The 26341-nt window shown below is 73.0% G+C and carries 25 protein-coding genes; 7 read left to right on the forward strand and 18 right to left on the reverse strand.

Going from position 1 to position 26341, the window contains the following annotated elements; genetic code table 11:
- Positions 1-56: 56 nt before the first annotated feature.
- On the forward strand, positions 57-896 hold the full coding sequence (locus tag BLW76_RS32675) for an SAM-dependent methyltransferase (RefSeq protein WP_091314692.1): 840 nt from the start codon (positions 57-59) through the stop codon (positions 894-896).
- A gap of 4 nt (positions 897-900) precedes the next feature.
- On the opposite strand, the gene BLW76_RS32680 is transcribed toward BLW76_RS32675, so the two are convergent.
- From BLW76_RS32680 to BLW76_RS32720, 9 genes are all read right to left on the reverse strand, one after another.
- Complete coding sequence (locus BLW76_RS32680) at positions 901-1251, reverse strand: CU044_2847 family protein (RefSeq protein WP_091314694.1); 351 nt, start codon at positions 1249-1251, stop codon at positions 901-903.
- A gap of 26 nt (positions 1252-1277) precedes the next feature.
- Entirely contained in the window at positions 1278-2558 is a 1281-nt protein-coding gene (locus BLW76_RS32685) for an ABC transporter substrate-binding protein (RefSeq protein ID WP_091314696.1), read from the reverse strand.
- Positions 2555-3667, reverse strand: a complete 1113-nt coding sequence (locus BLW76_RS32690) for a hypothetical protein (protein WP_091314699.1) — start codon at positions 3665-3667, stop codon at positions 2555-2557. Before BLW76_RS32690 ends, BLW76_RS32685 begins: the two co-directional genes overlap by 4 nt.
- On the reverse strand, positions 3664-5082 hold the full coding sequence (locus tag BLW76_RS32695; protein ID WP_091314700.1) for a VWA domain-containing protein: 1419 nt from the start codon (positions 5080-5082) through the stop codon (positions 3664-3666). The genes BLW76_RS32690 and BLW76_RS32695 overlap by 4 nt, the downstream gene beginning before the upstream one ends.
- 4 nt (positions 5083-5086) lie before the next feature.
- Complete coding sequence (locus tag BLW76_RS32700; RefSeq protein ID WP_091314703.1) at positions 5087-7294, reverse strand: serine/threonine-protein kinase; 2208 nt, start codon at positions 7292-7294, stop codon at positions 5087-5089.
- The gene (locus BLW76_RS32705; RefSeq protein WP_244170432.1) at positions 7291-8817 is read right to left on the reverse strand and encodes a trypsin-like peptidase domain-containing protein; all 1527 of its coding nucleotides are present in this window, start codon (positions 8815-8817) and stop codon (positions 7291-7293) included. Before BLW76_RS32705 ends, BLW76_RS32700 begins: the two co-directional genes overlap by 4 nt.
- Positions 8818-8941: 124 nt before the next feature.
- Positions 8942-9913 carry an ABC transporter permease gene (locus tag BLW76_RS32710; RefSeq protein WP_091320165.1) on the reverse strand — a complete coding sequence of 324 codons (972 nt, stop codon included), beginning with the start codon at positions 9911-9913 and terminating at the stop codon, positions 8942-8944.
- Positions 9910-10800, reverse strand: coding sequence for an ABC transporter ATP-binding protein (locus BLW76_RS32715; RefSeq protein WP_091314707.1), 891 nt, complete (start codon positions 10798-10800; stop codon positions 9910-9912). The genes BLW76_RS32710 and BLW76_RS32715 overlap by 4 nt, the downstream gene beginning before the upstream one ends.
- Before the next feature lie 10 nt (positions 10801-10810).
- Complete coding sequence (locus BLW76_RS32720; RefSeq protein WP_091314710.1) at positions 10811-11206, reverse strand: GntR family transcriptional regulator; 396 nt, start codon at positions 11204-11206, stop codon at positions 10811-10813.
- A 109-nt stretch (positions 11207-11315) separates the two neighbouring features.
- Between BLW76_RS32720 and BLW76_RS32725 the strand changes: the two genes are divergently transcribed.
- The 3 genes from BLW76_RS32725 (at position 11316) to BLW76_RS32735 (ending at position 14839) form a co-directional block, all read left to right on the forward strand.
- On the forward strand, positions 11316-12089 hold the full coding sequence (locus BLW76_RS32725) for a cyclase family protein (RefSeq protein WP_091314713.1): 774 nt from the start codon (positions 11316-11318) through the stop codon (positions 12087-12089).
- Complete coding sequence (locus tag BLW76_RS32730; protein ID WP_091314714.1) at positions 12086-13765, forward strand: thiamine pyrophosphate-binding protein; 1680 nt, start codon at positions 12086-12088, stop codon at positions 13763-13765. The genes BLW76_RS32725 and BLW76_RS32730 overlap by 4 nt, the downstream gene beginning before the upstream one ends.
- Before the next feature lie 90 nt (positions 13766-13855).
- Positions 13856-14839: a hypothetical protein gene (locus BLW76_RS32735; RefSeq protein ID WP_091314717.1), complete on the forward strand. Its 984-nt coding sequence runs from the start codon at positions 13856-13858 to the stop codon at positions 14837-14839.
- Between the two features lie 544 nt (positions 14840-15383).
- Here BLW76_RS32735 and BLW76_RS32745 read toward each other — a convergent pair.
- Both BLW76_RS32745 and BLW76_RS32750 read right to left on the reverse strand, forming a co-directional pair.
- Positions 15384-16145: a GNAT family protein gene (locus BLW76_RS32745; RefSeq protein ID WP_091314718.1), complete on the reverse strand. Its 762-nt coding sequence runs from the start codon at positions 16143-16145 to the stop codon at positions 15384-15386.
- Positions 16133-16573, reverse strand: a complete 441-nt coding sequence (locus tag BLW76_RS32750; RefSeq protein WP_013227655.1) for an Lrp/AsnC family transcriptional regulator — start codon at positions 16571-16573, stop codon at positions 16133-16135. The genes BLW76_RS32745 and BLW76_RS32750 overlap by 13 nt, the downstream gene beginning before the upstream one ends.
- 140 nt (positions 16574-16713) lie before the next feature.
- Here BLW76_RS32750 and BLW76_RS32755 point away from each other — a divergent pair, with 140 nt between their 5' ends.
- Entirely contained in the window at positions 16714-20076 is a 3363-nt protein-coding gene (locus BLW76_RS32755) for an indolepyruvate ferredoxin oxidoreductase family protein (protein ID WP_091314720.1), read from the forward strand.
- Here BLW76_RS32755 and BLW76_RS32760 read toward each other — a convergent pair.
- Together BLW76_RS32760 and BLW76_RS32765 are read right to left on the reverse strand one after the other, a co-directional pair.
- Positions 20057-20683: a response regulator gene (locus tag BLW76_RS32760; protein WP_091314723.1), complete on the reverse strand. Its 627-nt coding sequence runs from the start codon at positions 20681-20683 to the stop codon at positions 20057-20059. The two genes, BLW76_RS32755 and BLW76_RS32760, sit on opposite strands and share 20 nt — an antisense overlap.
- A 65-nt stretch (positions 20684-20748) precedes the next feature.
- Entirely contained in the window at positions 20749-21255 is a 507-nt protein-coding gene (locus BLW76_RS32765) for a histidine kinase (RefSeq protein WP_091314726.1), read from the reverse strand.
- A 100-nt stretch (positions 21256-21355) separates the two neighbouring features.
- On the opposite strand from BLW76_RS32765, the gene BLW76_RS32770 reads away from it, so the two are divergent.
- Positions 21356-22075, forward strand: a complete 720-nt coding sequence (locus BLW76_RS32770) for a M24 family metallopeptidase (protein WP_208613442.1) — start codon at positions 21356-21358, stop codon at positions 22073-22075.
- Positions 22076-22082: 7 nt separating this feature from the next.
- Here the strand turns inward: BLW76_RS32770 and BLW76_RS32775 are convergent, their stop codons facing one another.
- Positions 22083-22724 carry an FMN-dependent NADH-azoreductase gene (locus BLW76_RS32775; protein WP_091314728.1) on the reverse strand — a complete coding sequence of 214 codons (642 nt, stop codon included), beginning with the start codon at positions 22722-22724 and terminating at the stop codon, positions 22083-22085.
- A gap of 82 nt (positions 22725-22806) precedes the next feature.
- Between BLW76_RS32775 and BLW76_RS32780 the strand changes: the two genes are divergently transcribed.
- The gene (locus BLW76_RS32780) at positions 22807-23277 is read left to right on the forward strand and encodes a MarR family winged helix-turn-helix transcriptional regulator (RefSeq protein WP_091314731.1); all 471 of its coding nucleotides are present in this window, start codon (positions 22807-22809) and stop codon (positions 23275-23277) included.
- A 4-nt stretch (positions 23278-23281) separates the two neighbouring features.
- Here the strand turns inward: BLW76_RS32780 and BLW76_RS32785 are convergent, their stop codons facing one another.
- From BLW76_RS32785 to BLW76_RS32800, 4 genes are read right to left on the reverse strand one after another with little or no spacing between them, the layout of a single operon-like run.
- Entirely contained in the window at positions 23282-23884 is a 603-nt protein-coding gene (locus tag BLW76_RS32785; protein WP_091314733.1) for a SecDF P1 head subdomain-containing protein, read from the reverse strand.
- Positions 23885-23889: 5 nt separating this feature from the next.
- Positions 23890-24504, reverse strand: a complete 615-nt coding sequence (locus tag BLW76_RS32790) for a CPBP family intramembrane glutamic endopeptidase (RefSeq protein ID WP_091314736.1) — start codon at positions 24502-24504, stop codon at positions 23890-23892.
- Entirely contained in the window at positions 24501-25391 is an 891-nt protein-coding gene (locus BLW76_RS32795) for an NAD(P)H-binding protein (RefSeq protein WP_091314738.1), read from the reverse strand. The genes BLW76_RS32790 and BLW76_RS32795 overlap by 4 nt, the downstream gene beginning before the upstream one ends.
- Positions 25392-25401: 10 nt before the next feature.
- A complete protein-coding gene (locus tag BLW76_RS32800) occupies positions 25402-26316 on the reverse strand; it encodes a DMT family transporter (protein WP_091314741.1) in 915 nt (304 codons plus the stop codon).
- Positions 26317-26341: the final 25 nt, after the last annotated feature.

A 26341-nucleotide genomic window follows, 5' to 3' on the forward strand; every position in this document is an offset into this window, starting at 1 on the left:
ACGCGACCTACTACTCTGGGTGGCCCCACGCCACGCCGAAGTCCTGCGAGGTCGCCATGTCCGTGTCCCCGAGCCAGACGCCGGTGGGGGTCGACCCGACCCGACCGAGCATCGCGCGGATCTACGACGGCTTCCTCGGCGGCAACAACTTCTACGAGGTCGACCGCGTGGTGATGGACAAGATCCGCGCCGCGGTCCCGGAGGCGGTGGACATCGCCCGCGGCAACCGCGGCTTCCACAACCGCGCGCTGCGGATGCTGGCCGGCCAGACGAAGATCCGCCAGTACGTCGACTGCGGGTCCGGGCTGCCGACGGCCGAGAACACCCACCAGATCGTGCAGCGCATCGACAAGGACAACACGGTCGTCTACCTCGACAACGACCCGGTGGTCCTCGCCCACGGCCGCGCGCTGCTCGTCGAGAACGACTTCACGCACATGGTCGAGGCGGACATCTTCAAGCCGCAGGAAGTGCTGGGGCACCCCGAAGTCCTGGCGCACGTCGATTTCACCGAGCCGGTCGCCCTGCTGCAGGTGGGCACGATGCACCACTGCGAGGGCGACGGCGTCTTCGACATCATGCGCGAGTACATCGACGCGCTGCCGTCGGGCTCGTACGTGGTGCTGTCGCACTTCTTCGACCCCGAAGTGCCCGAGCTGACTGCGATCGCCAAGCGCATCGAGCAGATCCTCGTCTCCGGCCCGCTCGGCGCCGGCCGGTTCCGCACCCGCGCGGAGATCGAAGCGATGATGACCGGCCTCGAGATCGTGCAGCCGAACGCGACGTCCGCACCGGGCATGGCGGTCTGCGACGAGTGGTGGCCGGACGGTCCCCGGCTCACGCCGCTGAGCGACTCGGCCCGGTGCGTCGCGGGGATCGTCGGCTACAAGCCGTAGCGCGTCACCCTTCCGGTTCCGCGGGCGCTTCTTCGGACGGCGCCGCCCCTTCGCGCACCCACTTCAGCTTGACCTCGAACTGGCCCTGCAGACCGGTGCGCGCGATCACCGCACCGGCCTGGGCGTCGAGCTTGACGCCGAACTTGAGCTCGACCTCGTCCGGGCCCAGGTTGCGGAACTGGGCCAGCGCCGCGGCCGCGGCCGTGCGGACCTCGCCCAGCGCGTGCTCGAACGTCGTGGACGCCTTGCGCAGCACGCCCGAGGGCACCGAGGCTCGTTCCAGGCCCGGCTCCCCTTCGACCTCGACGACGACCGTTCCGCCGTCGGCCAGCGGGAACCGCACGAACTCCTGCACGAAATCTCCTTCGGTAGTGACGATTCTCAGCACGGCAGGTCGAGCCACTGGTCCCGGCCGATGTCCCGGCGGACCCGGTCCAGCTGGTCGAGCAGGGTGGGCAGCCGGGCCGGGTCGGCCAGGTACTCCAGCACCGCCTGGTAGAAGGCGCTGGTCATCGCCGCGGGCATCAGGTCCGACGCGTCGAAGCACAGGTTGCCGCCCTTGGCGAGGGTCGTCGCGATCCGCCGGGTGACGTCGCTGCGGTAGACGTCCTCGTCGACGAGGCGCTGGTGCACCGAGAACGTGGTCCCGCCGGACGGCCAGATCCGCTGGCCCGCCGCCCCGGCCAGGTAGGCCATGAGCCGCCGCGCGGCGGGCGTGTCGCGGAACATCCCGGCGAGGTCGGCCGAGACCTCCGACGGCCCGGTACCGCCGGCGCCGGGGAACGGGAAGAACCGGAAGTCCCGGTCGGGTACCGGTGGCCCGGCCGGCCGCGGGACGGCGGCGTACCCGCCGATCGCGAACGAGCCGAGGTGCTCCAGCGCGCACCCGGGCGGGTCGGCGAACATGGCTCGGCCGGCGTCGGCGAACGAGGTGAGCAGGGCCGCCGTGCTGCCGCCGCCGGGCGCCGGCACCAGCGCGCCCCAGCTCTGCCACGCGTCGGCGACCGCGGGGTCGGTCCAGGCCAGCCGGCCCGCCGCCCAGCTGCTGTAGACGCCCGGCCCGGCGCGGTGCAGCAGGATGTCCTCGAGCCAGTCCGTGCCGGGGAACCCGGAGTTCGGCGGGGCGCCCATGCCGAGGCACCACGGCCGCTGCCCGGCCGCGGCCAGCCGCCGCGACACGGCCACCAGTTCGTCCCAAGTGGACGGAACCGGCCCGGGGAACGACTTGGGCGTGTACCAGACGATGCTCTTCAGGTCGGCCTTCACCACCACCGCGTACACGGCGTTGCCGCCGAGCTGCTGCAGCCGCCGCCACTGCGGGCTGTAGGCCGCGCGGACCTCCGCGTCGAGAACGGCGTCCAGGGGTTTCACGTCGCCGGAGCCCACGTACCCCGCGAGTTCGGCCGGGTTGGACAGCACCGCCACGTGGGGCGGGGTGCCCTGCTGCAGGTCGCCGCGCAGCACCTGGTTCTGCGCGCGGGTGCCCTGGTAGTCCACCGGGATCCCGGTCTCCCGGGTGAAGCCGTCGAGCACCTGCCGGAACGCCTTCTGCTCGTCGCCGGTCCACGGCCCCAGCACCGTCACGACCTCCGTGCCGCTCCCGGCGGCACACCCGGACAGCAGCAGGACGACGACCAGCACCAGGCCGGCACAGCGATTCACGACGCTCTCCTCGTGCGGAACCGGTATTCGTCGAGGCGGGGTTGCAGGCCACCCACCGCCAGGACGCCGATCCCGGCGGCCAGCAGGGGGATGCCGTACCCGAGGACGCCGCTCCAGCCGGGTTCGGTGAGCCCCGGCCCCAGCAGGGCCGCCTCGTCGACCTCGGGAGGCGGCTGGGCCCCGACGGTCGGCGGCACGGGCGTGGCCGCGGCGAACGCGGCGACCGTGTCGCCACAGGCGGCCACGCCTCCCGGGCACTGGACGGCCAGTACCTGGACGAGCGTCCACCGGGTCACCCCGGCGACCGCCGCGGTGGCGGCGGAGCGGGTGTCCACGGTCCGTTCCAGCGCGGCGGCGCTGTCGCGCGCGTCGGCCTGGACGCCCAGCAGCAGCGCGGTTCCCGTGCCCAGCAGCACGCACGCCGCCGTGGCGGCCAGCAGCGCGGCGTTCACGGTGCGCCGGAACCGCCGGGCGAGGAACCGCTGGGTCCACGCCAGCGTGCCGAGCAGGACGGCCAGCGGCAGCGCCCAGAGCACCGTGATCGCGGGGTCCAGCCAGTCGGCGCCCAGCTGGACGTCGAGGGCGGCGCGCTGGGCGGCTTCGAGCGTGTCGAGCCGCGCGAGGATGCCGTTTTCCGGCGCGGTCAGCAGATCCGACGCCGAGAGCAGGTAGCTCGCGCCGAGCGGCCCGCCCGTGTCCTGGCGGAAGTGGGCGTCGGCCTGCCCGATGAAGCTGTTGTACGCCGGCAGCAGCCCTTCGATCAGCTGGAGCGTCCGGCTGCCCTGTGCCCCGGCCGCGTTGTGCTCCGCGACCTGCGCGAGCTGCTGGCTGGCGAGGGCGATTCCGTCTTCGTACTGCTCGCTGGGCCCGGTCAGTTTCGCCTGGCCGTGGTCGAAGGCCCGCACCGCCGCGTCGTGCGCGTGCACGAGCGCCTCCTTGGCCAGCGACACCTCGAGCACCGCGGGCGCGGTCCGCTCCCGCACCTCGGCGATGCTGGACCGGACGCCGAGGAAGGTCGCCAGCGCGGTCCCGAGCACCAGCACGCTGCCGGCCACCAGGCCCAGCCGCAGCCACCACAGGGTCTGCCGGGTCGTGCTGACCGCGGTCACGACGGCGAGCCTTCGAACGGTTCACCACAGTGCCCGCACCGCTTCGCCGACGGCCGCGCTTTGTGTCCACAGTGGACGCACTGGCGCGGTGCCCCGCCGGGTTCGGGTGGCACGGCGACGGCGGCGGGTTCCACCGCCCCGGTGTAGGTCGAGATGGTCGAGCCGAGCACCAGGGAGAAGCCATCGCGCGGGCGTACGCCGTCCTTGATCGTGACGGCGCCGTCGTCGCGCACGTCGACGAGCCGGCCCAGGCGCTTGAGGATCTCCGCGTTGCCCAGCTCGGTCGCGAGCCGGACCGCGGTGCCCCATTCGCGCGCCGCCACCGCCCGGTCTTCGCGCTCGAACGCGTCCCAGCCCGCCCGGACCGCGCAGCCCAGCTCGGCCTGCCCGGTGACGCGGGCGACGTTGTCGTCCGGGACGCTGGACAGCGCGAGGTCGTCGGTCAGGTACCCCACGACGGCCTGCGGCTCGCCGACCGGCTCGCCCGCGAAGAGCGTGACGGTGCCCAGCAGCCTGTCCTCGTACCGCGTCAGCTCCCCCGCCTCGACGTCGAGGCAGAGGTGGTACTCGCGCAGCTCGTCGCCCCACGCGCCGGTGGGCAGCTCGACCAGGCGATCCCGGGTCCGGCACTGCCCGGTGAGCTCCACCTCGGCCGGGAACACCTGCTTGACGAAGCGCAGCCTGCTGTAGGGCATCGTGGTCAGCCGCAGCCGCAGGTCCGGCACGGTCCGGCCCATCGCCCGCTCGACCAGCTGCCGGAAGTCGCCGGCGAGTTCGCTGTCCTCCAGCACGGCGTCCGCGCTGCCGCGCAGGACCGACGCGATGCGCTGCAGCTCCCGCGGCTCCCAGTCGTCCCCGATTCCCCTGGCATCGCAGGCGAACTGCCCCCGGCACCGGTCGAGCGCGGCGTCCAGCGCCCCCGTGCGCTCGGATTCGTTGCGGCCGTCGGTGAGCAGCACGGCGTGCCGGATCGCGGCCGGGGTCTGCTCGAACAGGGTCCTGGCCAGGTCCAGCCACGTGCTCATCGCGGTGCCGCCGCCGGCGATCAGGCCGGCGGCCGCCGCCTTCGCCGCCCGGCGGGTCCGCTCGCCGGCCACCGCCAGCGGCGGCTCGGCCGGGTACACCAGCCGGGCGCGCCCGGTGCCTTCGACGACCCCGAACAGCACGCCGTCCCGCAGCGAGCCGATCGCCGCCCGGCAGGCGTGCCGCGCGGCCTCGATCTTCGTCGGCGGCCAGTCCATCGAGCTGGAGCAGTCCACCAGCAGCAGCTCGGCGGTGGCCGGCGGCCCGGCCGCGGCGACACCGGCGTCGCCCACCCGCACCGTGAGGACGACGTCCATCCGGTCGTCGCTCGGCGCCAGGTACTTGTTCTGGCTCAGCTGGAGGGTGAACGACGGGCGGTCCGGGTCGGGCATCCGATCACCTTCTCGTCTTCGGCCGGACGGAGTTCGCGAGGTCGACGAGCACGCCGTGGGCGTCGCGGTCGGCCGCCTGCTCGGCGAGCCGGCGCAGGGACTGCTCCAGCAGCGACCGCAGGCCGCGTTCGGAGACGCGCTCGCCGAGGAGCGCGCCGCCGTCCCAGCCGTACGGGCCGATTTCCCCGGCCAGTGCGGGCAGCGCGGCCAGTGCGGCCTCGCGCACGAGCGCCTCCAGCCGGTCCTGCGCCTCCCGGTCGAGGTAGAGCTCGGGCAGCCGCCGCGCCGCGTCGGCGAAGTCGTCCCGGTCCGGTGCCCCGTACGACAGGCGCCCGGCCCGGATCCGCACGGCCGCGATCCGCGCCGCGTCGTAGTGGCGCGAGATCGGCGGAACGGCGTCCAGCAGGGCGACCGCGGCATCGCGGCCCGCGGTCCGCAGGTAGCAGCGGGCCAGGCCGAAGGCCGCGCTGGCCTGGTTGTGGTCGCGGTGCCACACCGAGCGGTACCAGCGTTCCGCCTGCGCGGTGTGCCCGCGCAGTTCGGCGCAGAACCCGAGCGCCAGCTTCGGCGCGATCTCGCCGGGCCAGCTGCGGTGCACCCGGTCGAACGCGGCCGCGGCCTGCTCGGCGTCTTCGCGGGCCAGCGCCAGCAGGCCGTGGTGCCAGGCCGCCCGCCAGTCGCGCGCGGCCTCGGCCCCCAGCTGCTCTTCGGCGTTCGCCAGTGCCGCGGCCGCCGCCGCGGCGTCGCCCAGCGCGACCAGCGCCCGCGTCCGGGCGAACGCGATCTCCACCGAGCTCTCGCCGAACATCGCGAGCTTGTCCAGCCAGCGGTGCGGCCCGGGCGCGCCCGCGATGGCGATGAACTCGGCCGCGGCGTCGTCGGCCGCCACCCGCGGGATCGGCAGCCGGCCCGCGCCGTCGGCGGCGCCCGGCAGGCCGAGGTCCAGCGGGCCGGCGGCCCCTTCGCCGGCGACCCAGTGGTCGAGGCCGGGTACCGCGCCGAGGCCGTCGTCGAGCAGCTCCGCCGTGTCCTCGAACAGCGCCGACGGCACCGGCCGCGGCCGTTCGTCGCGCAGCGACAGGATTTCCCGGCGCACGCCGTCGAGCTGCTCGGCCGTCTCCGACGCCGTGGCGAACCGCCGCTCGAACGGCGCGACCGCGCGTTCGAGCACCCGGTGCAGCGAGTCCAGCCCGCCGGCGATCCGGTCCGGGGCGACGTCTTCGCTCGCGGCTTCGAGCAGCACCTGCAGCGTCCGGCCGACGGTGTGCAGGTCCGAGCGCACGGTCAGGCCGTGCCGGGCCAGCTCGTGCGCCGGTGCCTGGAAGCCTTCGGTGCCGACGCTCGGCCCGGTCCGGTCGCCGATCGGGCGGGCCGCGCCGAGGTCGATGACCTTGACCCGCTTGTCGCCGTGGATCACGTTCTCCGGCTTCATGTCGCAGTAGAGCAGGCCTTCGCCGTGGAGGTAGTCGAGCGCGCCGAGGATCGCCCGGCCGTAGACGATCACGTGCTCGACCCGCGGCGGCGGCCCCTGCCGCAGGAGATCGCGCAGCGACCGCCCGCCGACGTACTCCATCACCAGGTAGGTGTCCGGCTCGCCGCCGCCGGGCGGCGGGTGCTCGACGAAGTCGCTGATGCGCACGATGTTCGGGTGGTCGAGCCGGACGAGCACGTCGCGCTCGACCCGCGCGAGCGCGCGCAGCACGGCGTTGCCGCTGTTGATCACGCCCTTGAGCGCGACGTGCTGGCCGGCGAGCGCGGTGTCGGCGGCCAGGTACACCCAGCCGAGCCCGCCGCGGGCGAAGCAGCCGAGGACGTCGTAGCGGTCACCGACCCGTTCGCCGCGTTTCAGCTTGGGCAGGAAGGAGAAGCGCTCGCCGCAGTTCTCGCAGAACCCCTCGGCGAACGCCGGTTCACCGGCGTAGGCGCGGCCGACGGGTTCCCCGCAGTGGCCGCAGAACCGGTGCTGCTCGGGGTAGTCCGGGTCGGCGAGGACGAGCTTCTCCGGGTCCGGCACCTCGATGGCAGGCAGGGACTGGAAGTCCGCTTCGCCGCTCCAGAGTTCGACACTGCGTTTGAATTCGATACTGCGGTGGGTGCTCTCCGGCGCCGGCACCGACGGGGCGGACGGTGCCACCGGCACCCGGCGGCGCCCGCACACCTCGCAGAACCCGATGGGCCCGACCGGCCGCCCGTGGCACCACGTGGTCGTCACGCGCCCTCCAGCCTGCGGCGCACCGCGCGCACGTACCGCTCGACCGGCTCGGCCGCCGCCTCCGGTTCGGCCGGCCGCGTGGTCAGCACCGCCATGGCCGCGCGGTACAGCTCGCCCAGCTCTTCGTCCTCCATCAGGCCCGCGCCGGTCGCCTTGGCGTTGTAGCCGCGCAGCCGTCCGCGCAGTTCGTCGTGCCGGTCGGCCAGCGCGTCGAGCCTGCCGTACAGCCGGACCAGCTCCCACCGGGCCGCTTCCGCGTCGCGTTCGGTCGCCGCCAGCGCGCGCCGCACGCGCCCCGGCTCGATCCGCTCGCCCGCCGAACGCAGCGCGGCCAGCCGCAGGCGCAGGTCCGCGGAACCGCCGGGCACCGCCACCGGCGAACCGAGCCGGGCGGCCCGCTCCCGCGTGCGTTCCTCTTCGTGCTCCACCATTTCGACCAGCAGCGCCAGCCGGTCCAGGCGCCGCGCGTTGCGCTCGATCTCCCAGCGCCGCGCCAGCCGCACCCCGGGCGAGTCCGGCGTGCTGAACTGGACCAGCACGGTGGCGCCCTTGTCGACCAGCGGCCGCACCACGTCGGTGAGCACTTCCTCCGGTGCCCGCGCGTCTTCGACGCCGGTCACCGCCACCGCGACGTCCTCGGGGTTGGTCTCCAGGACGGTGAGCACCTCGCCGGTGCTGATGCCCGCACTGACGTGCTCGGCCACCTCGCCGGTGGTCTTGCCGGTCGCGTCCACGATCGCGTCGAGCCGCTCGCCGGAGATCCGGGATCCCCGGCGCTCGCGCCGCACCTGCGCCAGGAAACCCTGCCGGACGGCCGAGTCGCGGTCGCCGATGACCACGATCAGCGGTCCCGCCGGCGGCCGCGGCGGCTCGCCCACCCACCGGGCGACGTCCGGCACGTGCCGGACGATCACCTCGACCGGGATCAGGTAGGCGAGCCCGGCCCGTTCGTCGGTGTACTCGGTGACCACCATGCCCAGCACGGCACCGGTCGCCTTGTCGATCACGCCGGCACCGCTGAAGCCGCGCCGGACCCGCTCGCCGGGCAGCGGCGAGTTGAGCTGGATCCACTCCCCGGCGGCGCCGGCCGGACCGGCCAGCTCGGCGTTGTTCACCCAGACGCCGTACCGGTGCGGCGCCGGAAAGCCGTAGGTGTGGACCACCCGGTCGCGCACCGCACCCAGGCGCACCAGCGGGGCGCCGGGCACGTGCGGGAACGCTTCGGCGAGGTCGAGCAGGGCGATGTCACCCCGGCCGTCGTCCGTCTGCGGCACCCAGCAGCCGGGCCGCACGGTGGCCTGCGCTTCCGGCATGCCCGTCAGGCCGACGAACCGCACCAGCACGGGCCCGCCCGAAAGCGCTTCCTCCCCGGCTGCCTGCACCACGTGCGCGCAGGTGAGCACCGTGGCTTCGCCCAGCAGCATCCCGGCGCCCAGTGCCCGGCCCGACGAGTCCGACAGGCACACCCGCCACGGTTCCGGATCCCCCGCGCGCCCCTCGGCAGAACCGTTGTGCTCCCTCACCGCAAGCGACCTTACGACCCGGCACCGGCACTCCGGGGCGGGTTCGCCCGCTTACCCGGGCAGATCACCCGATCGGCCGCAGCACGGCCGGCGACCGTGGAAAACTCACGAACCCGCGGCCCGGTCAGGCGATCGTGCGCACCCGGTGGAGAGCGAAGAGCACGAGCACCGCCGCCAGGAGCACGAAGATCCCGGCTTCGATGCCCTGGAAGAGCCAGAACCGGTCCCCCGGCTGGAACTGCACCCAGTTCTGCGCGCCGGGACCGGCGACGGTGTCGAAGCAGCCATCGGGCGGGCACGGGCCGAGCTGGGCGTTCGGCAGGACGAGGTCACCGGCCGCGTTGCGGACACCGACGTCCATCACCCAGTTGCCGGCCCCGGGGTTCGGCGTCTGCCCGCCGGCCGGCGCGAACGTGAGGTTCTGCGCGGGCAGGAACCGCGGCCGGGCGAGCACCTCGACCGCGATGCGGACCACCGCGAAGCCGACCAGGGAGATCCCCATGGCGGGCAGGACTTTCCGCCAGTACGTCCCGGCGAAGACGCCCAGCGCCAATGCGAACAGCGTGTACGCGACCGGGACGATCCCCTGCACGTCGAACGAGAAGTAGCCCAGCCGGCCGTTGCCCGCGCTGACCAGCGGCCGGAACCACCACGACACGCCCAGCGCGTACCCGATCGCCAGCACGGCGGTCATCGCCCCGACCAGCCCGAACTTCGCCAGCGCCCACTGCAGGCGGGTCACCCCCTGTGTCCACACCAGACGGTGGGTGCCCTGTTCGACCTCGCGGGCGACCAGCGGCGCGCCGAAGAACACGCCGACCAGCACCGGCAGGACCACGAACAGGATGGCGACGAACACCATGCCGCCGAACTCCTGCTGGAACTCGTGGCCGAGGTTTTCGCAGCGGGCAACCGCGTCGGTCTGCGTGATCATCGACGCACCGCCGAGCGCGGCCCGGCAGGCGGCCAGCCCCATGCTGTCGTACTTCGCGTGCATCGCCAGGCCTGTGGGCACCATCAGCGCGCCGAGCGCGGCCAGTGCGGCGAGGGTGAACAGCACCTGCTTGCGGTGCTGCCGCCAGATCAGCCAGATCACGCCGGCACCCCCCACGCGGACGCCGGGACGCGGGTCTCGGCGTCGGCCTCGGCGAGGTGGGCCAGCACCACGTCTTCCAGGGTCACTTCATGCTCCGTCCACAGTGGATCGATCGGCCCGTCGCCGCGGCGGACCAGCAGCGTCGACTGGCGTTCGGTGTGGCTCGCCCGGACGACCTCCGCCACCCCGGCGATGGATTCGCTGCCGGCCCGCGGCCCGGTGAGCGTGCGGTGGCCGGCGAGCAGCTCGTCGACCGCGCCCGCCAGCCGGACGCGGGACCACTGCAGGACGATCAGGTGGTCGCAGCTGCGTTCGAGGTCGGCGAGCAGGTGCGAGGACAGCAGCACGGTCGTCTCGCTGTCGGCCACGGCACCCATCAGCGTCTGCATGAACTCCCGGCGCGCGAGGGGGTCGAGGCTGGCGATGGGTTCGTCGAGCAGCAGCAGCCGGGGCCGCTTGGCCAGTGCCAGTGCCAGCGCGACCTGGGCGCGTTGCCCGCCGGACAGCTTCCCGACCGGCTTGTCCGGCGGGATGCCGAGCGCGGCGAGCCGGTCGCGGGCCAGCGCGGCGTCCCAGCGGCGGCGGTTGAGCTTGCCGCCCATGGTGACCAGCTCCGCCGCGGTGAAGTCGCGGTAGAGCGGGGTGTCCTGCGCGACGAACCCGATGTCCGGCAGCGCTTCCCCCGGCGCCCGCCCGAAGACGCGCACCTCGCCCGCGTCGGGTTTCAGCAGGCCGACGGCCAGGTGCAGCAGCGTCGTCTTGCCCGCGCCGTTGGGGCCGACGAGCGCGGCGATCCGCCCGGCAGGCACCTCCAGCGCGCAGTCGCGCAACGCCCAGGTGCGGCCGTAGCGCTTGCCCAGCGCCGCGGCTTCCACCGCCAGTTCCATTCCGGACTCCCTACGACAGGTCGTGCGGCACCCGGGTGCCGCGGATCGTGGTTTCGATGAGGGCGGCGATGTCGTCGGGCGACATCCCCGCGGCTTCGGCGCGCTCCAGCCAGGTCTTCAGCTCGTCGCGCAGCTGTCCCTGGTGGCCCAGCGAGGGCCCGGCCAGGCTGCCGGTGACGAACGTGCCCACCCCCGGGCGGCCTTCGGCGAGCCCCTCCAGCACCAGCTCGCGGTAGGCCTTGAGCACGGTGTTCGGGTTGATCGCCAGCGCCTCGGCCACGTCCCGCACCTTCGGCAGCTGGTCGCCGGGCCGCAGGAGGCCGACGCGCAGCGCCTGCTTCACCTGGACGACGAGCTGCATGTACGTGGCCACCCGGGAACGGCCGTCGAGCACGAACTCGATCACCCTGCCCACCCTCCTATTGTCTTACGACATTAAGACAACACCTGACGGCGCCCGGCTGTCAAGGCATAGAGTTCTCGATCGAGACGCACACCGGCACCGGGAGGCAGGCATGTCGTTGTTGGACGGGCTGAGCAAGGCGATCGCGGGCGGGGCGGTCGAGATCGTCGACCTCACCGCGCCCCTGAGCTCGAGCACGCCGATCCTGCGGCTGCCGGAACCGTTCGCCAACACGATCCCGTTCCGGCTGGAGGAGATCAGCCGCTACGACGAGCGCGGCCCGCGGTGGTACTGGAACGACATCCACACCGGCGAGCACACCGGCACCCACCTGGACGTCCCGGTGCACTGGCTGTCCGGAAAGGACGGTCACGACGTCTCGCAGGTGCCGCTGGAGACGCTGGTGGCGCCCGCGGTCGTGCTCGACTTCTCGGCGCGGGCGGCCGAGGACCCGGACTTCCTGCTCTCGGTCGACGACGTCCGGGCGTGGACGGCGGAGCACGGGCCCCTGCCCGACGGCGGCTGGCTGCTGTACCGCACCGGCTGGGACACCCGCAGCGGCGACCAGGAGGAGTTCCTCAACGCCGACGAAACCGGCTCGCACACCCCGGGCGTGTCCCCCGACTGCGCGCGGTGGCTCGCCGAGGAAACGCCGATCACCGGGCTCGGCGTCGAGACGGTCGGCACGGACGCGGGTCAGGCGCCCGGCCTGGAGCCGATGTTCCCCTGCCACGAACTGCTGCTGGGCGCGGGCAAGCACGGCCTGACGCAGCTGCAGAACCTCGCGACCCTGCCGCCGACCGGCGTGCTGCTGGTGGTTTCCCCGTTGCCGATCGTCGGCGGCTCGGGCAGTCCCGCCCGGGTGCTGGCCCTGGTGGAGCGGTGAACGTCGCCGAACTGGTCGGCCGGACACTGGCCGGCCTCGGCGCCGGCCCGGCGTTCGGCGTGGTGGGCAGCGGCAACTTCGAGGTGACGAACGCGCTGCGCGCGGGCGGCGTCCGGTTCGTCGCGGCCCGCCACGAGGGCGGCGCGGCGAGCATGGCCGACGCCTACGCCCGGATCAGCGGCAAGGTGTCGGTGCTGTCGCTGCACCAGGGCTGCGGCCTGACCAACGCCGTCACCGGGATCACCGAAGCGGCCAAGAGCCGGACGCCGCTGCTGGTGCTCACGGCGGACTCGGCGGGCGCGTCGGTGCTGTCGAACTTCCGCATCGACCAGGACGGCCTGGCCACGGCGGTCGGCGCGGTGCCCGAGCGCGTGCACTCGGCCGCGAGCGCGGTGGCCGACACGGTCCGGGCGTTCCGGACGGCGCACCAGCAGCGCCGGACGGTGGTGCTGAACCTGCCCCTCGACGTCCAGGCGGCGCCGGCGCCCGACTTGCCCGCGCTGCCGGTGGTGGCCGGGGCCGCCCCGGTGCGGCCGGACGCCGCCTCGGCGGCCGCGTTGTCGGCCGAGTTGGCCGGGCCCGCCGCGGTGCGGCCGGACGCCGCGTCGGCGGCCGCGTTGGCGGACCTGCTGGCGGCTGCCGAGCGGCCGGTGTTCATCGCCGGCCGGGGCGCCCGTTCGAGTGGCGACGTGCTGCGGGAGCTGGCCGCGCGGTGCGGTGCGCTGCTGGCGACGTCCGCCGTGGCGCACGGCCTGTTCCAAGGCGACCCGTTCGCGCTGGGCATCTCGGGCGGCTTCGCGTCCCCGGCGGCGGCCGAGCTGATCGTGGGCGCCGACCTGGTCGTCGGCTGGGGGTGCGCGCTGAACATGTGGACGACCCGCCACGGCAAGCTGCTCAGCCCGCACGCCAAGCTGGCCCAGGTCGACGTCGAGCAGGCGGCGCTGGGCGCCCACCGCCCGAACGACCTGGGCGTGGTCGGCGACGTCGCGTGCACCGTGTCGGACGTCCTCGCCCTGACCCCCGCGCGCCCGGGCTACCGCACGGACGAGGTGGCGGCCCGGATCGCGGCCGGCCGCTGGAACGACGTCTTGTACGAGGACCTGTCCGGCGACGGCCGGATCGACCCGCGGACGTTGAGCAGGCTCCTGGACGAGCTGCTCCCGGCCGAGCGGATCGTCTCGATCGACTCGGGCAACTTCATGGGCTACCCGAGCGCGTACCTGTCGGTCCCCGACGAGCAGGGGTTCTGCTTCACGCAGGCGTTCCAGAGCATCGGCCTGGGCCTGGGCACGGCGATCGGGGCGGCACTGGCCCGCCCGGACCGCCTGCCGGTACTGGGCACGGGCGACGGCGGTTTCCACATGGCACTGTCCGAACTGGACACGGCGGTCCGCCTGGGCCTGCCGCTGGTGGTGATCGTCTACAACGACGCGGCGTACGGAGCGGAGATCCACCACTTCGGCGACGCGGACATGACGACGGTCCGCTTCCCGGACTCGGACCTGGCGGCGATCGCCCGCGGCTTCGGCTGCACGGGCATCACGGTGCGGTCGCCGGGTGATCTGCCGGCGGTGCGCGAATGGCTTGCGGGACCGCGTTCGGCGCCGCTGGTGATCGACGCCAAGATCGCCGACGACGGCGGATCGTGGTGGCTGGCGGAGGCGTTCCGCCACTGACCCAGCCTTGACACGGTCCAGCAGGCCCTGAATGCTGGCCGAGTTGTCTTACAGTCGTAGGACAGTGGGGAAACTAGCCGAGGAGCTTCGATGCGACTCTTGATGGCCGTGCTCGCGGCCGCGGCCCTGCTGGTCTCACCGGCGGACGCGGCCCCGCAACGCCCCGACCCGGCGGGCGCGCTGCTCGCGGCGTTCGACAGCCACGCGATAGTGGCGAAGTCCAGCCCGGACGTGGGAACGTTCGTGTTCGACCTGATCCGCGACCCCCGGTTCCCGGGCCGGGTGAACGACGTGGCGGTCGAGTGCGGCAACGCGCGCCTCCAGCCGTTGCTGGACGCGTACATTTTCGGGGCAGCGGTCCCGGAGATCAGCCACGTGTGGCGCGACACGACGCAGCCGAGCTGCGGCTTCTCGACGTTTTACGAGCAACTGTTCGCGTTGATCCGGCAGGTCAACACGACACTGCCTTCTTCGCGGAAGATCCGCGTGCTGGCCGGTGATCCGCCGATCGACTGGAGCCGGGTCCACACCCCGGCGGACCTGGAGCCGTTCCTGGACCGCGACGCCTCGATCACGTCGGTGGTGAAAACCCAGGTGCTGCAGCGAAATCGCAAGGTCTTGATGCTGTTCGGCTTGGGTCATTTGACGCACAACGGAGGAAGCGCGGCGGTGGCCCAGCTGGAGCGCGAGTACCCGGGGGCGGCGTATGTGATCGCGGACCACCGGGGGTTCACCTCGGACAACGCGCGCCTGGAGCAGCGGTTGGGTCGGTGGCCGGCTTTGGTGCCGGTGCAGGGTTCGTGGCTGGGTTCGCTGGAGACGACGTACTTCCCGGTGAACCGGGACTATCCGCCGGGCACCCGGGGGTATCCGGGCGTGGACGCGTATATGTACGAGGGGCCGGCGGATCTGTTGGTGCGCGAGCCGTTGTCGGCTCGGGCGGTGTTGGACACGGAGTACCTGACGGAGCTTCGACGTCGCGCATCGGCGATCGATGCGCCGCCGGATTCGATCGAGTGGCCGGAGACGTTCTTCGAGCGCGAACGCAGCTCGGGAGTGCTGTTGCGGGGCTAGTTCGATGGGCGGGACCGGCCCGCTGGGCGGCTCGTGCTGACCGAGGGCGCCGGAAGTGCTGGTTCGCTGCGGGGCGGGTTTGTTCCGAGGAAGCGGCTTCGGTAGCGCCGGCTGGACTTGCGGTGAGTGCGGGGCGGTCGGCCGGCCGAGGTTGAGGGGTTCGCTGTTCTCGCCCAGGACTGCGGGGATGACCATGGCATCACAGGCATGCACCCGGGCCTCGGCTGCGGTCATGGTTCCGGCTTCGCCGCAGCGTTGTGGGGTGGCGCGGAAGTCGGGGCCGTCGTCGCCAGTGCGGCGCTCGGCCAAGGCATCGAGCAACGCACTGGCGCGGGTGCCGGTCTCGTCGTCGAACCGGCCGCTCAGCTCCCACACCCCGGTTCTTTTGCGGCGCAGGAACACCTCCCGCGCCGGCGCCACCGGCTCGGTGTCATCCGGGGCGGAACCGTCGGGAGCCAGGTGGGCGAGGATGCGGGCACCGAGAGCAGTCACTGCCGCGTTGTCGGTCATACCTCCAAGCTACCGACCATCGAACACACAGGCATCACTCGATCGGGCAAGAATCCCGAGTCACCCGATGAGACACCCACACATTGGGCTCCACGTACACCGCAAAGTCGTCCAAAGTAGACACAAGCACCGGCGCAAGAGCCCCGGCAACAACAACGCCACCACCACGATCAAAGGGCAACCCGGTCCACCGCCGCCAGTCGGCCAACGGCGCCTGCACGGTCGCGGAACACGAAGCAACGCCCTCGATCCGCCCTCCAGCCCGGACATGGGTACGCAACCACCGATCCTCAGGCAACCCGTCCGAACGAACCGAGCGCGCATACTCCTTCATGGACAAACCAGGCACCAAAGCCTTGTCCGGCGGACGCACCGGAATCACCAGCGACGCAAGACCGGAATCAGCAACCGCGTCCCGCATGGCCGCCAGGACAACGGAAGACAGCCCCCGTCCCTGCCACGCGGGATGCACGGCGATCTCCAAACCACAAGCGGTATCCGGAGCAACACCGTCGAGCGCGTCCTCGGCCGCCCAGACGGCGACCGCGTCCCAGCCGAGGTCCGGCAACACCGAACGGCTGCGGAACGGCACCATGATCCCCCGCGCGACAGGCACAGCGTCTTCCACCAACGCCACGACCAAGTGCGGCCACAACCGCGCCACGCGACGACCGCGCACCAGCAAGCTCGTCAGGCTGCCCGCCATGAACCGCGGCGAGCCCGGCGGATAAGGAATCGCGTACACCGCATCGGCGAGATCGGGCCGCTGCGCCAGCGATACGGCTACCGGGACCATGACTCGAGGGCGATCAACGTCTTCGTGCCCGTCACCTGGTGGTGCCGGCGGATCTCGTCGATCGTCTTCTGCAGGTGCGCCATGTCGCGGACCCGCAGCCACACCAGCGCGTCCGGGTCGCCCGCGATCGTGAACACCGCCTGGGCCTCGGGCATCCGCGTTGTCGTGCGGAGGATCTCCGCCACCTTCGTATTCCCCACGAACCTCAGTTCCGTGAACGCCTCGATGCCCCAGCCCAGCTTCGCGTGGTCGACCTGGACCGTGAACCCGGTGATCACCCCGCTCTCCCGCAGCCGGTCGATGCGGCGCTTGACCGCCGCCGTCGACAGCGTCACCCGGCCCGCGATGTCGGACAGCGTGCGGCGGGCGTCCTCGCGGAGCAGGCCGAGGATCTCGTGGTCGGTGGCGTCGAGCAGCTCTTCGGGCATGCGCCCCAGCCTAGACGCAAAGAAGAAGGCCAAATAGCGACACAACCCGGGGAATTTTGCGTTCAAGACCGCGCAACAGGCATGCCTGTTGCGCCACTGTGGCCCACGTCGCATCGTGCCTCCGACGAAGGGAGCGCGCCGTGGAGACGTTCACGCTGGAGGACCGTTACCTGCGGGAAGCGGGGACCGTGCACCTGACCGGGGTCCAGGCCCTGGTCCGGCTGCTGTTCGACCGCGTCCGCCACGACCGCGCCCGCGGGGGCGACCCCGCCGTCTTCGTCTCGGGCTACGAGGGCTCGCCATTGGCCGGCTACGACCTCGAGCTCGGGCGCCGCGCGACACTGCTGGAGAAGCACGACGTCGTCCACCGGCCCGGGCTCAACGAGGAACTCGCCGCGACGTCGGTCATGGGCAGCCAGCTCGTCGCGGGGGCCGGCGCGAACCGCGGCGTCACCGGCTTCTGGTACGGCAAGGCACCCGGCCTCGACCGCGCCTCCGACGCCCTCCGCCACGCCAACCTGGCCGGGACCGATCCGCGGGGCGGCGCGGTCGCGCTCGTCGGCGACGACCCGAACGCGAAGTCCTCCACCGTCCCCTGCGCGTCCGAGCTCGCCCTCGCCGACCTCGCCATCCCGGTGCTCTTCCCCGCCGACGCCCAGGACGTCCTCGACCTCGGGATGCACGCCGTCGAGCTGTCGCGGGCCAGCGGACTGTGGGCGTCGCTGAAGATCGTCGCCAACGTCGCCGACGCCTCCGGCACCGCCACCGTCAGTCCACAGTGGAACCCGCCCCGGATCGAGAAGGGCTACCGGCACCAGCCGACGTCACGGCTGCTCGGCACCAGCCTCGCCGAGCTGGAACGCAGCCTCTTCACCGTCCGGCTCCCGCTGGTCCTCGACTACCTGCGCGCGAGCGGGATCAACCGGATCACCGCCCGAGGACCGGCCGACCGGATCGGCATCGTCACCGCCGGCAAGTCCTACTTGGACCTCCAGCAGGCCCTGCGCATCCTCGGCCTGGACACCGAACCCCACGGCATCCGCATCCTCAAGCTCGGCGCGATCCACCCCGTCGAGCCCACGATCGTCCGTGAGTTCGCCGAGGGCCTCGACGAGATCATCGTCGTCGAGGAGAAGCGCGCCTTCGTCGAACTCGCACTCAAGGAAATCCTGTACGGACGAGCGAACGCCCCGAAGATCACCGGAAAGAAGGACCTCGACGGCCGCACGCTGTTCACCGAGCTGGGCGAGCTGGACCCGGACGGCATCGCCACCGGGCTGGCGAAACGGCTGCCCGCGGGCATTCCGCAGGTCGACGCCTACCGGAGCCGGCGCCGTCGCGAACGCATCGCCGTGCCGCTGCTCGCCCGCACGCCGTACTTCTGCTCGGGCTGCCCGCACAACTCCTCGACGAAGGTCCCGGAAGGCACGCTGGTCGGCGGCGGCATCGGCTGCCACACCATGGCCCTGTTCATGGAGCCCGACCAGGTCGGCACCGTGCTCGGCGTGACGCAGATGGGCGGCGAGGGCACGCAGTGGATCGGCATGGCGCCGTTCGTCGAGGCCGAGCACTTCGTCCAGAATATCGGTGACGGCACCTTCACCCACTCCGGCAGCCTCGCCGTGCGCGCGGCGGTCGCCGCCGGCGTCAACATCACCTACAAGCTGCTCTACAACTCCGCCGTGGCGATGACCGGCGGCCAGGACGCGGTCGGCGGGCTGCCCGTCGAGAAGATCGCCCAGCTGCTGCTCCTGGAGGGCGCGAAGCGGGTCGTGATCACCAGCGACACGCCCGCGAAGCACCGGAAGCCGCCCGCCGGCGTCGAGGTCCGCGACCGCGGCGAACTCCTGCGCACGCAGGCGGAACTGGCCGCGATCAAGGGCGTCACCGTGCTGATCCACGAGCAGGAGTGCGCGGCCGAAAAGCGCCGGAAACGCCGTCGGGGCAAGCAGACCGCGCCCGCGACGCGGGTGGTCGTCAACCAGCGCGTCTGCGAGGGCTGCGGCGACTGCGGCACCAAGTCGAACTGCCTGTCCGTGCAGCCGGTGGACACCGAGTTCGGCCGCAAGACCACGATCCACCAGTCGTCGTGCAACGTCGACTACTCGTGCCTGGCCGGGGACTGCCCGTCGTTCGTCACCGTGGTGCCGTCCGGGAAGAAGAGGCGCCGCAAGACCGCCGAACTGGCCGCCGACGCCGTCCCCGCGCCGAACACCGGAAAGCGCGACTTCACCGTGCGGATCACCGGGATCGGCGGCACCGGCGTGGTCACCGTGACGCAGATCCTCGCGACCGCCGCGGTCCTCGACGGGCGGCACGTCCGCACGCTCGACCAGACCGGCCTCGCGCAGAAGGGCGGCGCCGTCGTCTCCGACCTGAAGGTGACGGCGGAACTCCTCGAACAGGCCCCGAAGCTCGCCGCCGGCGAATGCGACCTCTACCTCGCCTGCGACGCCCTCGTCGGCGCCGACGCGGCGAACCTGAAAGTCGCCGACCCGGCCCGCACGACCGCCGTCGTCTCGACGACCGAGGTGCCCACCGGCCGGATGGTCGTCGACACGACGGTGTCCTTCCCGGACCCCGGCAGCGTGCTCGCGCCGATCGAAGCCGCGGCAACGCGCACGGTGTCGCTGGACGCGCGCAGCCTGGCCGAGCAGTTCTTCGACGACGACCAGTTCGCCAACGTCCTGCAGCTCGGCGCGGCCTTCCAGACCGGCGCGATCCCGCTGCCCGCGTCGGTGATCGAACGGGCCATCGAGCTGAACGGCACGCAGGTCGCCGCGAACCTCCAGGCGTTCCGCCGCGGCCGCCTGCTCGTCACCGAGCCCCCGGCAGAGGCTCCGCAGCCCGCGACGGCGAAGCCGCACCCGCTGCGAGCCCTGGTGCACGCCGAGCCCGGCTCCGAGCTGGCGCGGCTGCTGGACATCCGCATCCCCGACCTGGTGGCCTACCAGGACAAGGCCTACGCCCGCGCGTACGCGGAGTTCGTCGAGCGGGTGCGGGTGCTGGAGGACGGGCCGACGGAGGTCACCGAAGCCGTCGCGAAGCACCTGTACAAGCTGATGGCGTACAAGGACGAGTACGAGGTCGCCCGGCTGTCGCTGGACCCGGCGTTCACCGACGGCCTCGAGGAGCAGTTCGGCGTGGGGACGCCGTACGCCTACCGGCTGCACCCGCCCGTGTTGCGAGCGCTCGGGATGCGCCGCAAGATCAGCCTCGGCCCGTGGTTCCGGCCGGCGTTCCGGCTGCTCCACGCACTGCGGAGGCTGCGCGGCACCCGCTTCGACCCGTTCGGCCGCGCCGAGGTGCGCAAGGTCGAGCGCGCGCTGATCGAGGACTACCGCACCGTGGTCCTGGAGGCGTTGCGGGCCGGGGAGGTCGAGAAGACGCGGGCCCTGGCCGAGCTGCCCGACCTCGTCCGCGGCTATGAGGACGTCAAGCTCGCCAACGTGGCCAAGTACCGCGAAAAGCAGGCCGAGGTCCTCACGCCCGCAGGTAGCTGAGCATCGCCTGGGCGCCGTCGGGGACGCGCAGCTTCGTGCTGACGTCCCCGGCGTGCTGCCGGGCCGCGGTGGTGCCGATGCCGAGCAGCCGCCCGATCGTCGGCACCGAGTGCCCTTCCGCCAGCAGCGCCACGACCTCGCGCTCGCGGGCGGTGAGCGTCGCCACCGGGTCGCCCGGCCGGGGCCGGGCCAACTGGACCGCGACCACGTCCCGGTCGAGGACCGTGCCGCCGGCGGCGACGCGCCGGAGGGCGTCGAGGAACTCCTCGGGCTTGCCGACGCGCTCCTTGAGCAGGTATCCGGCGCCCCCGCCGCCCGCGGCCAGGAGGTCGCCCGCGTAGCCGTCTTCGACGAACGCCGACAGCGCGAGGATCGCCAGTCCCGGCACCCGGCGCCGGGCTTCGAGGGCGGCCCGGAGCCCTTCGTCGGTGAACGTCGGCGGCATCCGGACGTCGACGACGGCCAGGTCCGGTGCCACGGTCTCGACCGACGTCACCAGGTCGTCCGGGTGGTCGACGGCGGCGACGACCTCGAAACCCTCGCTGCCCAGGAGCAGGACCAGCCCTTCGCGCAGCAGGGTGTCGTCCTCCGCGATCACGATCCGCACGGCGGCTGCCTCCTCGCGTCCACGTCGGCCCCTGCCTGGATGCACGGACGCGCGGGCGACCGGGTTCAGCTCTGGCCGGACCAGCCGCTCAGCCGGGTCAGCAGGCGTTCCAGGACCTCGGGGTCGGCGGCCACCGGATCGCCGGAGACGGGCTCGTCGACGAGCGTCCGGCGGTCCTGGCGCCGCGGCAGGCGCACCTGGCGCGCGGTCATCCCGCCCGGCAGCGGCAGTTCGCACCAGGTGGTGCGGCCGCCGCCGTCGGCGGGCGAGACGCCCAGCCGCTCGCCGGGCCGGGCCGGGGTGTCCGGGCGGCCGGGCACGTCGTCGTCGACCTCGATCGAAAGCACTTCGGCGCGAAGCCGCAGCCGCAGCGTGACGAAGGCCGGCGCCTTCGGGTCGCTGGCGTCGATCACGGCTCCGACCAGCCGTTTCGCGGTGGCTGTCACCTGCTCCAGCATCGGCAGCAGGGACCAGTCGGTGAGAATCAGGCGGACGAACAGCTCGGTGACCGGCAGCGCGCTGGGCTGCGCGACGAGCCGGATGTCGTCCATCTGGGAGGTGTGCGCGCTCAAACCCGACCTTCCTCGCCCCGGCGCGGCCCGTGCCGCACCACGTCAGTCCGCCCGCCGCGGCACGGTACCGCCCGGCCCGGGCGTTGCTACCGTCGGGGCCATGGGTGAGCTGCTCGAGGACGAGGCACTGCGCGTCGAACGGCTGCTCGACGCGCAGGCGAAGGCGGTCGAGCTGTTCGCGGCGGTGGCCGAGCGCGGCATCCTCGCCCCGGGGGTCCGGGAGACCGAGGCGAGCGACGCGATCCGCGACCTGGCCGGTGACCTGCTGGGCATCCGCCGGTACTGGCACAAGCGGATCGTCCGGGCGGGGGTCAACACGCTGCGGCCGTACCGCGAGAACCCGCCGGACCGGGTCCTGGCCGCCGACGACATCGTGTTCGCCGACTTCGGCCCGATCTTCGAGGAGTTCGAGGCGGACTTCGGGCGGACGTTCGTGCTGGGCGACGACCCGGTCAAGCACCGGCTGCGCGACACCCTGCCGCCGGTGTTCGACGCCGGCCGCGCGTACTTCGCCGCGCGGCCGGACATCACGGGTGCCGAGTTGTACGCGCACATGGTGGCGCTGGCGCGCGAGGCGGGCTGGGAGTTCGGCGGCGAGATCGCCGGTCACCTCGTGGGGCAGTTCCCGCACGAGACGATCGACGGCGCCCGCATCGACTCCTACATCGCCCCCGGCAGCGACGGCCCGATGCGGCGGCCGGACCGCACCGGGCAGGTGTCGCACTGGATCCTCGAGGTGCACCTCGTGGACCGGGAGCTGGGCATCGGCGGGTTCTTCGAACAGCTCCTCGACATCGGGCCTGCCGCCGCGGACTCCTGACCCGGCTTCAGACCCGGGCGGGTGCCCACAGCTCGTCGATGGCGCGTTCCGCGGCCGCGAGGCTCTCCTCGGCGAGCGGGACGAGGTCCGCCATCGGCGGCCGGACCGGCGCGAGCGTCAGCTCCGCGGTGATGAAGCGCGGCTCGAGGCCGGTCAGGGAAAGGCCGTGCGGCAGCCACGGCTGGGCGTGGTCCCAGCCCGCGCGGGGCGTGCCTTCGCCGTAGCCGCCGCCCCGGCTGGCCAGCACGACGAACTCGCGGCCGCCGAGCAGGCCGGTGTAGGTCTCCTGGTCGACGGAGAGCCCCGGGGCGATGAGGTGGTCGACCCACGTCTTGACGCTGCTCGGCGGGCCGAAGTTGTACAGCGGCAGGCCCAGCAGCACGGTGTCGGCCGCCTTCACCTCGTTGACCACCTCGACGATCCGCGCCCAGGTCGCCGCCTGCTCCGGCGTGTGCTGATCGGGGGCCACCTGACTGGCGAGGCCGCCCGCCGCGTCGAAGTGCGGGAGCGGATCCACCCCCAGGTCGCGGTAGGTGACCGTGCCGTCGGGGTGCGCCGACCGCCACGCGGCCGCCGCCCGCGCGCTGAGCCGCCGGCTCACCGAGGCGTCGCCCTGGATGCTCGAGTCGATGTGCAGGAGATGAGCCATGTCGTTAGCCGTCCATAGATCGTTGGTGTGTGACAAACTATTGATAGCACATCGACCATCAGTCTGCCCATATACTGGGCACATGACCTCGCTCCCGGTCGTCAACCAGCCCCCGCACCGCTGCGGCGCGCTGGTCGACCACCTCGCGCGCCGGCTGCGGCTGCGCAGCGAGTCGGTGCTGGCCCCGCTCGGCCTGCGGCCGCGCCACCTGATCGCCCTCACCGTGCTGCGCGACGCCGGCGGCAGCTCGCAGCAGGACCTGGCGAAGATCCTCGAGATGGACAGCACGAACGTGGTCACCCTGCTCAACGAGCTGGAGACCGAGAACCTGATCGAGCGCCGCCGGTCACCCGCCGACCGAAGGCGTCACCTGGTCGAGCTGACCGACGTCGGCGCGAAGCTGCTGGCGCGCGCCGAATTCGCGCTGGCCGCGGTCGAGGACGAGGTGTTCAGCGGGTTGAGCGACGAGCAGCGGGAGACGCTCTACACGCTGTTGCAGCAGGCGAGCAGCAAGACGGCCGTGGAGGCCTGCCGGGAGACGCGGCCCTGCTGAGCCGTCAGGCGCCGGCGATGTCCTTCGCCAGCTGCTGTGCTTCCGGCATGGTGAACTTCCCGGTGATCTGGGTGACGCCGTCGGTGATGGCGGACTGGATCTGCGGCGCGGTGAGGACCCGGCTCCGCACGACCATCGCGACCTGCTTGCCGACGTTGCCCCCGGTCCACTCCGCCCAGGTCCGCGCCCCGGCGGCGGTGAAGTTCAAGGCCACGAGGGCGCTTCCGGTCGCCGGGTCGAGCCGGGCCTCCACCCAGCCGACGTCCGCGCCGCTGAGGAAGGCCGGGCCGAGGACGTACCGCGCGCCCTGCGTCGGGTCGCAGCTGACCAGCGGGAGGGCGGGGTCGTCACGGCCGTCGAGGGCGTCCGGCGTGCCCGGCTCGCAGTCGAGTGCGCGCGCCGCGGCCTCCTGCGTGGCGGGGTCCGTGCTCTGCCGCTGCCCCGGCGCGCCGGCCGGCGGCCCGGGCGGCAGCTCGGTCAGCACCGGGCGGAACCGCAGCCGCGTCGCGTCCTTCACGACGAATCCGTCCGCGGAAGCTCGGCCGGGCACCTCGGCCTGGCACCCGGCGAGGACGAGAGCGGCGACAGCCGCGAGGAGGATCCGCACAGGAGTCATCCTGGCGTGCCCACACCGGGCGAGTCGAGCGTTTCGGGCGGGAAGAGGCGCGGCATGAACGCCAGCATCAGCGCCGACCACACCACGTGCGTCAGCAGCGGCGCCTGCACCCCGCCCGACCGGCCGCGCTGCCACGCGAACAGCGTGCCCATCACCGCCGAGGCCAGCACCAGCGCGGGATTCCGGGTCGCCGTCGTGGAAAGCACGTACACCGCCGTGGAAACCCTCGCGCCCGACGCGTCGTAGAGCGCGCCGCGGAAGAACACCTCTTCCGCCGCGCCCGTGAGCAACGTCGTCGCCGCCACCGTGGCCGTCGGCCCGCGGTGGGCGTGGTCGAGCACGCCGGTGATCGCCCGGCGCAGCGGCGGGATGCGGCGGGCCACCAGCGCGCACCCGTGGAACACGCCGAACGCGGCGGCGCCCGCGGCCACCGGCTGGACGACGTCCCGGCGGCCCCGCGGCACCGGTCCGGCCGCCCGGGCCCCGGCGAGCCACGTCGCCGCGACCGACGCCGTGAGCGCGTGGAACCGGCGTGATCCGGGGCGGCTGGCCAGTGACGCGCCGAGCAGCCCGGACCCGGCGGCGGTCACCGCGGCGAGGACCGGCTTCACGCCGGCCGCCTGCTCTTCGCCCGCTCGCCGAGTGCCTGCAGAACCGCTTCGTCGTACCCCATCGGCTCGAACTCGACGATCCGGCGGATCGCGTCGTCGCGGACGACGACCTCGTTGGTCATCGAGTCGATCAGCGCCCGGCCGGTGGTGACGTCGATGTCCGTCACCAGCGAAAGCCAGTACGACGACAGGCGCGGCGACAGCAGCGGCACCGGCAGGATGAGCAACGGCCTGCCCTCGATCGCCGCCACCCGCTGCAGCATGTCCCGGTACGCCAGCACTTCCGGGCCGCCGATGTCGAACGTCCGCCCGGCGGCCTCCGGGTGGTCGAGGACGCCGACCAGGTAGCGGACGACGTCGGCGACGGCGATCGGCTGGGTGCGCGTGTCCACCCAGCGCGGGGTCACCATCGCCGGCAGGTGCTCGACCAGCTGCCGGGTGAGCTCCCACGACGTGCCGCCGTGGCCGATCACGATGCCGGCGCGCAGCACCGTCACCGGCACGCCGGTCTCCCCCAGCAGCCGCTCGACCTCGCGGCGGCTGGCCAGGTGCTCCGACAGCGCATCGTCGTCGTCGCCGAGCCCGCCGAGGTAGACGATCCGGCGCAGGCCCGCTCCGGCTCTCGCGAAGGCCCGCGCGGCGTCGGCGTCACGGCGCTTGAAGTCCGCACTGTCGAGTGAATGCACGAGGTAGTAGGCGGCTTCGACGCCCTTGAGCGCGTCACGCAGGGAACCGACGTCGGCGACGTCGCCGCGGACGGCTTTCCCGGCGCCACGGTACTTCGCGGGGTGGCGGGTCATCGCGAGCACCTCGTGGCCGGCCGCCTCCAGCGCCGGGCACAGGCGGCTGCCGACGAACCCCGACGCCCCCGCCACCAGCACCCGCATGCCCGCGACGTTAGCCGGGAAGGTCGGTGCGCGCAGATCTTCCGCCGCCGGCGAAGCAGACCGCGGCGACGACTCCCGCGCACCCGATCAGCTGCGCCCACCCGGGCGTCTCGCCGAGCAGGCCGATGCCGAGCAGCACGGCGCCGACCGGCTGCAGCAGCATCAGCGTCGCCCCGGTGGTGGCGGACATCCGCGGCAGTGCGGCGGAGATGAGCAGCCAGCCCGCCAGCTGGCCGATCCCGGCCAGCGCGAGCAGCCAGCCGAGCTCCGGCCAGCCCGGCGTCAGGTCGAGCGTGCCGGTCGGGACGCCGAGCACGACCGCGACCACCCCGGCGGACACCGTGGCCAGCACCAGCGAGTGCGCCTGCGTGCCGGTGCGGCCGCTGAGCCGGATCAGGAAGAGGTAACCGGCGTACCCGGCGCCGGCGAGCAGGGCCGCGACGGCGCCGGTGACCGGGTCCGGGCCGAACGAGCCGGTGCCGGCGAACCCGCCGGCCAGCACGATCCCGCCGAGCAGCACGGGCACCGCGGCGAGGAACCGCTTCGACGGCCGTTCGGCCAGGAACGCGAACGCCAGCAGCGGCACGATCACCACCTGCACGGCGAGGAGCACGGTCGCGATACCGGCGCCGACCCGCGGGATCGCCTCGCCCCAGAGCACGAAGTCCAGGCCGAGTCCGGCGCCGGCCAGCAGCGGGAAGAGCACGCGGCGACGGGACACCGGGCTCCGGCGCCGTTCCCTCCCGGCGAGCAGGAGCAGCACCGGCAGCGCGAACAGGCAGCGCCAGAACGCGCTCGTGCTGCCGCTGACGTGCGAAACCTTGATGAAAACCGACGACAGCGAGATGCAGAAGCTGCCGAGCGCGGCGAGCAGCCGCGGGTCGAAGCGGTGGGTGGACGTCGGCGCGGGGACGGTCGTGAGCACATCTCCAGCGTGCGAGCGCCGACTG

Origin of the sequence: Amycolatopsis tolypomycina, from assembly GCF_900105945.1 — a bacterium.
Lineage (GTDB): Bacteria > Actinomycetota > Actinomycetes > Mycobacteriales > Pseudonocardiaceae > Amycolatopsis > Amycolatopsis tolypomycina.